This window comes from Micromonospora sonchi, assembly GCF_014646235.1.
Lineage (GTDB): Bacteria > Actinomycetota > Actinomycetes > Mycobacteriales > Micromonosporaceae > Micromonospora > Micromonospora sonchi.
This window is the reverse complement of record NZ_BMNB01000013.1, coordinates 18,824-31,065: the sequence shown is the minus strand read 5'-3', so window position 1 is coordinate 31,065 and position 12,242 is coordinate 18,824. Positions and strand designations below refer to the sequence as shown.

Annotated in this window: 7 protein-coding genes; all 7 read left to right on the top strand. The window is 71.9% G+C overall.

Annotated elements, in window-relative coordinates:
• Window positions 1-3: 3 nt before the first annotated feature.
• Window positions 4-1,416 carry a diaminopimelate decarboxylase gene (gene lysA, locus IEY61_RS15580; RefSeq protein WP_189044859.1) on the top strand — a complete coding sequence of 471 codons (1,413 nt, stop codon included), beginning with the start codon at window positions 4-6 and terminating at the stop codon, window positions 1,414-1,416.
• A gap of 8 nt (window positions 1,417-1,424) precedes the next feature.
• A complete protein-coding gene (locus IEY61_RS15575) occupies window positions 1,425-2,726 on the top strand; it encodes a homoserine dehydrogenase (protein WP_189045096.1) in 1,302 nt (433 codons plus the stop codon).
• Window positions 2,727-2,861: 135 nt separating this feature from the next.
• Window positions 2,862-3,911, top strand: coding sequence for a threonine synthase (gene thrC / locus IEY61_RS15570; protein WP_189044857.1), 1,050 nt, complete (start codon window positions 2,862-2,864; stop codon window positions 3,909-3,911).
• A gap of 156 nt (window positions 3,912-4,067) precedes the next feature.
• Window positions 4,068-7,355 (top strand): efflux RND transporter permease subunit, encoded by a 3,288-nt coding sequence (locus tag IEY61_RS15565; RefSeq protein ID WP_189044855.1) that lies wholly within the window; start codon window positions 4,068-4,070, stop codon window positions 7,353-7,355.
• Between the two features lie 100 nt (window positions 7,356-7,455).
• Window positions 7,456-8,718, top strand: coding sequence for an MFS transporter (locus IEY61_RS15560; protein WP_189044853.1), 1,263 nt, complete (start codon window positions 7,456-7,458; stop codon window positions 8,716-8,718).
• Window positions 8,719-8,824: 106 nt separating this feature from the next.
• Entirely contained in the window at window positions 8,825-9,769 is a 945-nt protein-coding gene (gene thrB, locus IEY61_RS15555; protein WP_189044851.1) for a homoserine kinase, read from the top strand.
• A gap of 295 nt (window positions 9,770-10,064) precedes the next feature.
• Window positions 10,065-12,194 carry a transcription termination factor Rho gene (rho, locus tag IEY61_RS15550; protein ID WP_189044849.1) on the top strand — a complete coding sequence of 710 codons (2,130 nt, stop codon included), beginning with the start codon at window positions 10,065-10,067 and terminating at the stop codon, window positions 12,192-12,194.
• Window positions 12,195-12,242: the final 48 nt, after the last annotated feature.

Genomic DNA, 12,242 nt, shown 5'->3' with positions numbered 1-12,242 from the left:
CGGATGCGTGCTCACGAGGCCGGTGCGCTGCACGGCAACATCGGCACCCGGGGGCCGGCCTGGCTGCGTACCCCGGTCGACGTCAACGCCCTGGTGCCGCAGCTGTGGCCGCGCAACACCCGGCGCGGCGACGCCGGCGCGCTGGTCGTCGCGGGCCTGGACGTACGCGACATCGCCGCCGAGTTCGGCACGCCGGTGTACGTCCTCGACGAGGACGACCTGCGCTCGCGTTGCCGGGAATTCCGGGCGGCGTTCCCGAACGAGGACGTCTACTACGCGGGCAAGGCGTTCCTCTGCCGCGCGGTGGTCCGGATGATCGCCGAGGAGGGCATGTTCCTCGACGTGTGCAGCGGCGGTGAGCTGACCGTGGCGTTGGCTGGCGGGATACCGCCGGAGCGGATCGGCTTCCACGGCAACAACAAGTCGGTGGCCGAGCTGCGCCGGGCGCTGGACGCCAACGTCGGCCGGATCATCGTCGACTCGTTCGCCGAGATCGACCGGCTCACCGCGCTGGCCAGAGAGCGGGGCGTGCGTCCGCGGGTGCTGCTCCGGGTCACCGTCGGGGTCGAGGCGCACACCCACGAGTTCATCGCCACCGCCCACGAGGACCAGAAGTTCGGCTTCTCGCTGGCCGGCGGGGCGGCCATCGCCGCCGCGCTGCGCATCCTCGACGAGGACGTGCTGGAGTTGCGCGGCCTGCACTCGCACATCGGCTCGCAGATCTTCGACACCAGCGCGTTCGAGGTCTCCGCCCGCCGGGTGCTGGGCCTTCAGGCGCAGATCCGGGACGCCCGCGGGGTGGAGTTGCCCGAACTCGATCTCGGCGGTGGCTTCGGCATCGCGTACACCACCAAGGACGACCCCGCGAAGCCGCACGAGCTGGGCAAGCGGCTGCGCAAGATCGTGGATGCCGAGTGCGCGGCGGAGCAACTGGTCGTACCGCGCCTGTCCATCGAGCCCGGCCGGGCGATCGTCGGCCCGGCCGTGTTCACCCTCTACGAGGTGGGCACGGTCAAGTCCGTGCTGATCGGCACCGGTAACGACCCGGCCGATGATCGTCGTGCCTATGTCAGCGTCGACGGGGGGATGAGCGACAACATCCGCACCGCGCTCTACGACGCCTCGTACTCCGCGACACTGGCCTCGCGGGCCAGCGACGCGGAACCGATGCTGGCCCGCGTGGTGGGAAAGCATTGTGAATCCGGGGACATCGTGGTGAAGGATGAATTTCTGCCCGCTGACGTGCAGCCCGGAGATCTTGTCGCGGTGCCCGGCACGGGCGCCTACTGTCGCAGCATGGCCAGCAACTACAACCATGTGCCCCGACCCCCGGTGGTCGCGGTCCGTAACGGCCAGGCTCGGCTGATCGTTCGACGTGAGACTGAAGAGGACCTGCTCGCTTTGGACGTGGAATGAAGTCACCTGTGCGCTTGGCCCTGCTCGGTTGCGGCACCGTCGGTGCCGAGGTGGTCCGGCTGCTGCATGAGCAGTCGGCGGACCTCGCCGCCCGGATCGGTGCCCCCCTGGAGATCGCCGGCATCGCGGTACGCCGGATCGGACGCCACCGCGGCGACCTGCCGGTCGACCCGGCCCTGTTCACCACCGACGCGCTCGGGCTGATCAAGCGCGACGACGTCGACGTGGTGGTCGAGGTGGTCGGCGGGCTCGAGCCGGCGCGTAGCTGGTTGGTGGAGGCGCTGCGGGCCGGCAAGAGCGTGGTCACCGCCAACAAGGCGTTGCTCGCCGAGGACGGCGGCGCACTGCACGACGCGGCGGCCGAGGGTGGTGGCGACCTCTACTACGAAGCGTCGGTGGCCGGGGCGATCCCGCTGCTGCGGCCGTTGCGGGAGTCGCTGCACGGGGACCGGGTGACCCGGGTCACCGGCATCGTCAACGGCACCACCAACTTCATCCTCTCCGCCATGCACGCCACCGGTGCCGGCTTCGCCGAGGCGCTGGAGGAGGCGACCGAGTTGGGGTACGCCGAGGCCGACCCGACCGCCGACGTGGAGGGCTTCGACGCGGCGGCCAAGGCGGCCATCCTCGCCTCGCTGGCCTTCCACACCCGGGTCGGCGCGGCCGACGTGCACCGGGAGGGCATCACCGAGGTCACCGCCGCCGACGTGGCCAGCGCGAAGGCGATGGGCTGCACGATCAAGCTGCTCTGCATCGCCGCCCGGGGCGCGGACGCGGCCGGCCGGGAGACGATCAGTGTTCGGGTGCACCCGGCGATGATCCCGCTGACCCATCCGCTGGCCAGCGTCGGCGACGCCTTCAACGCGGTCTTCGTCGAGGCTGAGGCCGCCGGAGAGTTGATGTTCTACGGGCGGGGCGCGGGTGGCGCGCCGACCGCCAGCGCGGTGCTCGGCGACGTGGTGGCGGTGGCCCGCAACCGGCTCGCCGGGGTCCGCGCGGCCAGCGAGTCCGCGTACGCGGCCCTGCCGGTCCGGCCGATGGGGGAGGCGCTCACCCGCTACCACATCAGCCTCGACGTGGCCGACCGTCCGGGCGTGCTGGAGGCGGTGGCCGGGGTGTTCGCCCGGCACGACGTCTCCATCGCCACGGTGCGGCAGGGCCCGTCGGGCGGCGGCAACGGCGACGCCGTACTGGTGATCGTGACCCACGTGGCGCCGGACGCGGCGCTCGCGGCGACCGTCCGCGAGCTGCACGGCCTGGACATCGTCCGGTCGGTGGCGAGCGTGCTGCGCGTCGAGGGCGGCCTGTGACCGACACTCGGCTACGCATGCTGTGACGGGGGCGTCCCGTCAGGTGGGTGGACGGGAGTGCGCCCGGAGCCGGTTCGCGAGGCTGCGCGACGCTGGTGGCGGCCGAACGGGCAGACGAGGAATGAGGAGAGCGACATGTGGCGGGGCCTGATCGACGCCTATCGGGATCGGTTGCCGGTCACCGAGGCTACGCCCATCGTCACCCTCCACGAGGGGAACACCCCGTTGCTGCCCGCGCCGGTGCTCTCCGCCCGGCTCGGCTGCGACGTGTACCTCAAGGTGGAGGGCGCGAACCCGACCGGTTCCTTCAAGGACCGCGGCATGACGATGGCGGTCTCCAAGGCGATCGAGGCCGGTAACAAGGCGATCATCTGCGCCTCCACGGGCAACACCAGCGCCTCCGCCGCCGCGTACGCGGCCCGGGCCGGGGTGACCTGCGCGGTTCTGGTGCCACAGGGCAAGATCGCGCTGGGCAAGCTGGCCCAGGCGCTGGTGCACGGTGCCAAGCTGCTCCAGATCGACGGCAACTTCGACGATTGCCTGGCCCTGGCCGCGAAGCTCTCCCAGGACTACCCGGTGGCCCTGGTCAACTCGGTCAACGTCGACCGGCTGCACGGCCAGAAGACGGCGGCGTTCGAGATCGTCGAGGCGCTCGGCGACGCGCCGGACATCCACTGCCTGCCGGTGGGCAACGCCGGCAACATCACCGCCTACTGGATGGGCTACACCGAGGACCGGGCGGCCGGCAACGCCAGCCGCACCCCGAGGATGTACGGCTTCCAGGCCGCCGGCGCCGCGCCGATCGTCACCGGGCAGGTGGTGCCTGAGCCGTCCACCATCGCCACCGCCATCCGGATCGGCAACCCGGCGAGCTGGACGAAGGCCCTCGATGCCCGGGACGCCTCCGGCGGCCTGATCGAGGCGGTCACCGACCGGGAGATCCTCGCCGCGTACCGACTGCTGGCCCGGGAGGTCGGCGTATTCGTCGAACTCGGCAGCGCGGCCAGCGTGGCGGGCCTGCTCCAGCAGGCCGCCGCCGGCCGGGTGCCGGCCGGGTCCACCGTGGTCTGCACGGTCACCGGCCACGGCCTGAAGGACCCGGAGTGGGCGATCTCCACCGCCCCCGCCCCGGTCACCATCGCCAACGACCCGATCGCCGCCGCCCGCTCCCTGGACCTCACCTGACCCCCCACTCCACCCACCGTTGATCATGAGTCAGCGGCGAAGTCGATCTCTTCAGCATCGTTGGGGATCGGTGCCGCCCCGGAGACCGACGGGCGGATCGGGTCGGGCACACTGCTCGTACCCCAGGACCGTCTCCCTCAGGAGTGAGCCACACCGATGTCGCTGCTCGCCAGATTCAGCCTCGCCAACCGGGGGCTGGTAGCCCTCATCGCGGTGGTGACCACGGCGTTCGGTGTGTACGCCGTGCCGTCGCTGAAGCAGCAACTCCTGCCGTCGCTGGAGTTTCCCGCCGCCTTCATCGTGGCCTCGTACCCCGGCGCCGCGCCGGAGGTCGTCGAGTCGCAGGTGACCGAGCCGATCGAGAACAGCCTGCGCGGCATTCCCGACCTCGACACCGTCACCTCCACCTCCCGTGAGGGTCTCACCACCATCACCGTCCAGTACGAGTTCGGCACCGACCTGGACGACGTGGTCGGCAGGATGCAGACCGCGCTGAACCGTACCCGCCTGCCCGAGGGCGTCGACCCGCAGATCTTCGCGGGCAGCACCGACGACCTGCCCGCCGTGGTACTGGCCGCGAGCGGTGGTGGCGACGAGCGCGCCCTGGCCGGCAAGCTGCGCGACACCGTGGTGCCGGAGCTGGCGGCGATCGAGGGCGTCCGCAGCGTCGAGCTGACCGGCGTCCGGAACGACCTCGTGGTGATCTCGCCCGATCCGGCCAAGCTGGCCAGGGCGAAGGTGCCGCCGACCGCCATCGGCACCGCGTTGCGGGTCAACGGGGTGACGGTGCCGGCTGGCGCCGTGGTCGACGGTGAGCGCAGCCTGCCGGTGCAGGTCGGTGCCCCGCTGACCACGCTGGACGAGTTGCGCGGCATCGTCGTCGCGCCGCCGGCCGGCAAGAAGGGCCCGGTCCGCCTCGGCGACGTCGCCACGGTCTCCGAACAGCTCGCCCCGGCCACGGCGATCACCCGGACCAACGGCGCGGAGAGCCTGGGTATCGCGGTCACCGCGGACCCGGACGGCAACGCCGTGGAGATCTCGCACGCGGTCACCGAGCGGCTCGCCGAGCTGCGCGAGGCCACCGATGCCGAGCTGACCGTCGTGCTCGACCAGGCACCCTTCGTGGAGAAGTCCATCGAGACGCTGAGCACCGAGGGCCTGCTGGGTCTGATCATGGCCGTGGTGGTCATCCTGGTGTTCCTGCTGTCGGTGCGCTCCACGGTGGTCACCGCGGTCTCCATCCCACTGTCCGTGGTGGTCGCGCTGCTCGCGCTCTGGATCGGCGACTACTCGCTCAACCTGCTCACCCTCGGCGCGTTGACCGTCGCCGTCGGCCGGGTGGTGGACGACTCGATCGTCGTGCTGGAGAACATCAAGCGCCACCTGACGTACGGCGGAGCGAAGCGCGGGGCGATCCTCACCGCCGTCCGTGAGGTGGCCGGGGCGGTCACCGCGTCCACCCTGACCACGGTGGCGGTCTTCGCCCCGATCGCCCTGGTCGGCGGCTTTGTCGGCCAACTGTTCGCGCCGTTCGCGATCACCGTCACCGTGGCGTTGCTCGCCTCGCTGCTGGTCTCGTTGACGGTGGTCCCGGTGCTCGCGTACTGGTTCCTCAAGCCGGTGACCGGGGCCGACGGTGCCGCGATCCGCCGGGCCGCCGAGCAGCGCGAGCTGCGCAGCCCCCTGCAACGGGCGTACCTGCCGGTCATCCGGTTCGCCACCGGCCGGCGGGCCTACCGCTGGGCGACGCTGGCCGCCAGCCTGCTCGTGCTGGCCGGCACCTTCGGCCTGGCCCGTCAGCTGGAGACCAACTTCCTCGACGACTCCGGCCAGGACACCCTCAACATCCGGCAGGAGCTGCCGGTCGGTACCGGGCTGGCCGGGACCGACGCCGCGGCCCGACGCGTCGAGGAGGTGCTGGCGGACACCCCGGGCGTCCGGTCGTACCAGGTGACCGCCGGCGGCGGTGACACGCCGTGGGGCGGCCGCGCCGGCAACAACGTGGCCAGCTACGCGCTGCGGCTCGACGGCGACACCGACGCCGCCGAGATGCGCGGCATCCTGCGGGAGCGGTTGGCGCAGCTCGGCCCGGCGGCCGGCGAGATCACCTTCCCGGCGGGTCAGGGCGGGGCGTCCGCCAACGAGCTGGCGGTGGTGGTCCGGGCCGCCGAGCCGGAGGCGCTGGCCCGCGCCGCCGAGCAGGCCCAGGCGGCGCTGGCCGGTATCGCGGGCGTCGAGGACGTGTCGACCACCCTGGCCGACCGGGTGCCGCGGATCGACGTGACGGTCGACCGGGTCGCCGCCAGCCGGGCCGGGCTCAGTGAGGCCGCGGTCGGCGAGCTGGTGGGGCAGGCGTTCCGCGGTACGCCGATGGGCCAGGTGAGCCTCGACGGCGGCCGGCGGGACGTGGTGCTGCGCCTGTCGGCGCAGCCGCCGGTGACGGTGGCGGAGCTGAAGGCGCTGCCGGTCGGCCCGGTGCGGCTGGACGCCATCGCCGAGGTCACCGAGACCGAGGGGCCGCAGCAGGTCCGGCGGATCGACGGCGAACGCAGTGTCTCGGTGACCGGCACGGTCACCGGCTCCGACCTCGGCGCGATCAGCAAGGAGCTGGAGAACCGGCTCGACGCGATCGACGTGCCGGGTGCGACGCTCACGCTCGGCGGGGTCGGTGCCGAGCAGCGGGAGACCTTCGGCGACCTGTTCCTGGCCGTGCTGGCCGCGATCGCGATCGTCTTCCTGATCATGATGGCGACGTTCCGCAGCATGGTCCAGGCGCTGATCCTGCTGGTCTCCATCCCGTTCGCGGCCACCGGCGCGGTCGCCCTGCTGCTGGCCACCGGCACCGCGCTGAGCGTGCCGGCGCTGATCGGCGTGCTGATGCTGGTCGGCATCGTGGTGACCAACGCCATCGTGCTGCTGGACCTGGTGAACCAGTACCGCGCCCAGGGCTTGGGCGTACGGGAGGCGGTGGTCGAGGGTGGCCGGCACCGGCTGCGCCCGATCCTGATGACCGCGATCGCCACCATCTTCGCGTTGATGCCGATGGCCTTCGGGCTCACCGGCGAGGGCGGTTTCATCTCCCGGCCGCTGGCGGTCGTGGTGATCGGTGGGCTGCTCAGCTCCACCCTGCTCACCCTGATCCTGGTGCCGACGCTGTACGCGATGGTGGAGGACACCAAGCAGTCGCTACGGACGCGGCGCCAGCGCCGGTCCGGCGCGACCGTCGTCGACGAGCGACCGGACACCGGCCCGGACCGGGTCGAGAGCGAGCCGGCCGCAGCCGAGTCGATTCCGGTGGGCGCCTCGGCCGGGGCCGACGCCCCCGCGCCGCAGAGCCGGCCGGTGCCGGCGGCACCCTCGGGCGCGCTGGTGGACGGCACCGACCAGTTCGAGGTGCTCCGGCTGCCGAAGAGCCGCCAGTCGCCCTTCCCGCCCAGCAGCTGAGCAGGCCGACGCGACGTCCCCGGTGGGTCCCGATCCACCGGGGACGTCGCATGTCCGCGCTGCGACTCGACCACCGGAAACTGCCCGGTATGGTCCGCCCGTGGCGTCCACCCTCTCCGTCCTCACCCGTAACCGGAACTTCCGCAACCTGTTCATGGCCCAACTGGTCGTGTTCGGTGCCGACTGGTTCGTCATGGTGCCGCTGCTGGTTCTGCTGCCGAAGCTGACCGGCAGCGGTGTGTGGGGCGCGTTGGTGCTCGCCGTGGACACCGGCATCGTGGCGCTGCTGCTGCCGTACACCGGCACCATCGCGGACCGGTTCGACCGCCGTAAGATCATGATGGTCGCGAACGTCGCCGCGCTGGCCGGCGTGCTGCTCCTGCTCGGTGTGCGCGGCGCCGATACGGCCTGGCTGGCCATGCTCGGCATCGGTGTGGTCGCGGTGGCCAAGGCGTTCTACTCCCCGGCCGCGCAGGCCGCCGTGCCCAACGTGCTCGACTCCGAGGAACTGGCCGCCGGTAACGCGGTGGCCGGGTCGGCGTGGGGCACGATGACCATCGTCGGCGCGTCGCTCGGTGGCGTGCTCACCGCCGTGGCCGGGCCGTACGTCTGTTTCTGGATCGGCGGGACCGCCCTGGTCGCCGCCGCCGGTCTGACCACGCTCATCCGTCGGCCGTTGCAGGCCCCGCAGCAGCAGGGCGGTGCGGCACCACGGACCTGGACGGCCATCCGCGAGGCGCTGGGCTACATCGGGCACCGCCCGCGGGTGTTGGCGCTGGTGACGGTGAAGTCGGCGGTGGGCCTGGGTAATGGCGTGCTGACCGTCTTCCCGCTGCTCGCCGGGGTGTACGCGGTCGGCCCGGTGGGCGCCGGCCTGCTGTTCGCGGTACGCGGCGCGGGCGCCCTGGTCGGCCCGATCCTGATGCGCCGGGTGTTGACCAACCGTGCGTGGCTGCTGCCGGGGCTGGCACTGTCCATGTCGGCGTACGGACTGGCCTACCTCGGCGCCTCGGTGGCGCCCTGGTTCCCGCTGGTGCTGGTCCTGGTCTTCGTGGCGCACTTCGCCGGCGGCAGCAACTGGGTGATGTCCAACTTCGCGTTGCAGGTAGAGGTGCCGGACCGGTTGCGCGGGCGGGTGTTCGCCACCGACATGATGCTGGCGACCCTGGCGATCTCGGTCAGCCAGCTGGTGGTGGCGGGAGTGGTGGACGTGGTGGACGAGCGCGTCGTGCTGGCCGGCTGCGGCCTGGTCACGCTGGTGTACGCGATCGGCTGGCGGATCGCCACGCGTCGGCTCTCGCTCGTCACGCCGGCTGCCGGGTCGGCCCAGAATGCGGTGCGGCAGACCACCGGCCGCCCGTAAACCGCCCCACCGTCCGGTTCATGAATCAGGCTCGACCGATCGTTCTGGGAATCCCAGGAACCGGGCGGCGTTCGGTGACGTCGGCAACGAGCCCTAGCATGGGCCCGTGTCGACCACATTCGCCGCCGGGCCGGTCCGGGTCCGGGTTCCCGCCACCAGTGCGAACCTGGGGCCGGGCTTCGACGCGTTGGGTTTGGCCCTCGCGCTCTACGACGACGTGTCCGCCGAGGTGACGACCGGCGGCGTGACGGTGGCGGTGACCGGCGAGGGTGCCGGCCAGCTGCCGGTCGACGACGAACACCTCGTGGTCCGCGCGATGCGGACGGCCTTCGACGAACTTGGCGGACAGCCGTCGGGGTTGGCGGTGGAGTGCGTGAACCGCATTCCGCAGGCGCGCGGGCTCGGCTCCTCCTCGGCAGCGATCGTCGCCGGTGTGCTGCTGGCCCGGGCCCTGGTGGTGGACGGAAAACGCTGCCTCGACGAGGATGCCGTGCTACGGCTCGTCGCCCGGATCGAGGGCCACCCGGACAATGTGGCACCCTGCCTGCTCGGTGGTTTCACCGTGGCCTGGACGGAACCCTCCGGGGCACGGGCGGTGTCGCTGCCGGTGGCCGACGGCGTACGTCCGACGGTGCTGATTCCCGCCGAGCACGGGCTGACCGCGTCGGCCCGCGCGGTGCTGCCGGCGACCGTGCCGCACGGCGACGCCGCCTTCAACGCCGGCCGCGCGGCCCTGCTGGTGCACGCGCTGACCATGCAGCCGGCACTGCTGCTGCCGGCCACCGCCGACCGGCTGCACCAAAACAGCCGCGCATCTTCGATGCCGGCCACGGCCGCCTTGGTCAACGGGTTGCGTGAGATGGGTGTGGCGGCGGTGGTCAGTGGGGCCGGCCCGACCGTGCTCGCCCTGTCTGAGCTGCCCAAAGGCTTCGAACCGGGAACAGATTGGCGAGTTTTGCGGTTGCCGGTAGACGTACCCGGCGCACAGGTTGGGCGGGGTAGACTCGGACACGCGGAGCGGGACCCTGTTGCCGCAGGTCGGAAGAGTTGATTACGCTCTAGACTTAGCACAGCCGCGAAGCATGCGATCTCCTGCGGGTCGGCGCACCCCCGAAGCTTTCGGCGGTAAGCCCGTCATTCCTGCCTAGGCCCACGCCGCACCGCAGTCTTCACCGGTCGCCGCAGACGGCGAAACCCGCTCACCGGCTCACTGGTGGGTCGGGCGACCGACCGGCTGCTGTGTCACAGACTCCCGCAGAGCGTCATGCGAGGCGGGTGCACCGAGGCCGCCCGGCCACCTGATTGTCGATTCCGGGCAGTCCCGGCCTATCGAGGGAAGGAATCCATTGAGCGACACCACCGACGTGACGTCGGATGTTTCCAACGTCGCTGGCGATGCCACCACCGCTGCCCCTGCCCGCCGCCGGCGCAGCGGCACGGGGCTGTCGGCAATGCTGCTGCCGGAGCTGCAGAGCCTGGCCGCGTCGCTCGGCATCTCGGGGACGGCTCGCATGCGCAAGGGCGAGCTGATCAGCGCGATCACCGAGCGGCAGGGCGGCGCTGCCGGGGCCCCTCGACCACGGGCCGAGGTCGCGGCGGCCGCTGCCCCGGTCCGCGAGGAGGTCCACGCGGAGGTACGCGACACGGCTGAGCAGCCGAAGGCCGAACGGCGTGACGCCGAGCAGCCAGCGGCGAGCGTCGAGACCGAGGGGCGTACCACCCGGACCCGGCGCAGCCGGGCGGCCGCGGCCGAGCCTCGCGCCGAGGAGACCGTCGTGGAGGCCGGCGAGCGGGCCGAGGGCCGGACCGGCCGCGACCGCGGCGAGCGGAGCGATCGCGCCGAGCACGAGGACCGTGGCGAGCGGACCACCGAGCGAGCCGAGCGTGGCGCCGAGCGGGCTGAGCGGACCACCGAGCGTGGCGAGCGGGCCGAGCGGACCACCGAGCGTGGCGCCGAGCGGGCTGAGCGGACCACCGAGCGTGGCGCCGAGCGGGCTGAGCGGACCACCGAGCGTGGCGCCGAGCGGACCACCGAGCGTGGCGCCGAGCGGACCACCGAGCGTGGCGAGCGGACCGAACGTGGCGGCGAGCGGACCACCGAGCGTGGCGCCGAGCGGACCACCGAGCGTGGCGAGCGGACCGAACGTGGCGGCGAGCGGACCGCCGAGCGCGGCGAGCGTAACGACCGCGGGCAGCGGGCCGAGCGGGACAACGACGGCGACGACGATGGCGACGGCAGTGGCCGGCGTAGTCGGCGCAGCCGCTTCCGGGACCGTCGGCGCGGGGGCCGCGGCGAGCGCGAGTCCGGTGGCGACGGTGGCCGCGAGCCGCAGGTCGGCGAGGACGACGTGCTCGTACCCGTGGCCGGCATCGTGGACGTGCTCGACAACTATGCCTTCGTCCGGACCACCGGGTACCTGGCCGGGCCGAACGACGTGTACGTGTCGATGTCCCAGATCAAGAAGTACGGCCTGCGGCGCGGTGACGCGATCACCGGTGCGGTGCGGGCGGCCCGCGACGGGGAGCAGCGGCGCGACAAGTACAACCCGCTGGTCCGGCTGGACACCATCAACGGGATGGAACCGGACGAGGCGAAGCGGCGGCCGGAGTTCTACAAGCTCACCCCGCTCTACCCGCAGGAGCGGTTGCGGCTGGAGACCGAGCCGCACATCCTCACCACCCGGGTGATCGACCTGGTCATGCCGATCGGGAAGGGACAGCGGGCGCTGATCGTCTCGCCGCCGAAGGCCGGTAAGACCATGGTGCTCCAGGCGCTCGCGAACGCGATCACGCACAACAACCCGGAGTGCCACCTGATGGTGGTGCTGGTCGACGAGCGGCCCGAAGAGGTCACCGACATGCAGCGCTCGGTCAAGGGCGAGGTCATCGCGGCCACGTTCGACCGTCCGCCGCAGGACCACACCACCGTCGCCGAGCTGGCGATCGAGCGGGCCAAGCGCCTGGTCGAGTTGGGCCACGACGTGGTCGTACTGCTCGACTCGGTGACCCGGCTGGGCCGGTCGTACAACCTGGCGGCACCGGCCAGCGGCCGGATCATGTCGGGTGGTATCGACTCGACCGCGCTCTACCCGCCGAAGCGGTTCCTCGGCGCGGCCCGCAACATCGAGAACGGCGGCTCCCTGACCATCCTCGCCACCGCGCTGGTGGAGACCGGCTCCATGGCGGACACGGTCATCTTCGAGGAGTTCAAGGGCACCGGTAACGCGGAGCTGAAGCTGGACCGGAAGATCGCCGACAAGCGGACCTTCCCGGCCGTGGATGTCAGCGCGTCCGGTACCCGCAAGGAGGAGATCCTGCTCGCGCCGGAGGAACTGGCCATCGTGCACAAGCTCCGCAAGGTGCTGCACTCGCTGGACTCGCAGGCGTCGCTCGATCTCCTGCTGGACCAGCTCAAGAAGTCCCGGACCAACATCGAGTTCCTGATGCAGATCGCCAAGTCGACGCCGGGGGAGTGACCCTCGCCCGAGGAGGCGAACTGCAGGGGCGCAGCCGGAACGGCTGCG

Coding starts and splice junctions, on each gene's coding strand:
- lysA (WP_189044859.1), top strand. CDS start 4: ATGCGTGCTCACGAGGCCGGTGCGCTGCACGGCAACATCGGCACCCGG.
- IEY61_RS15565 (WP_189044855.1), top strand. CDS start 4,068: ATGTCGCTGCTCGCCAGATTCAGCCTCGCCAACCGGGGGCTGGTAGCC.
- thrC (WP_189044857.1), top strand. CDS start 2,862: ATGTGGCGGGGCCTGATCGACGCCTATCGGGATCGGTTGCCGGTCACC.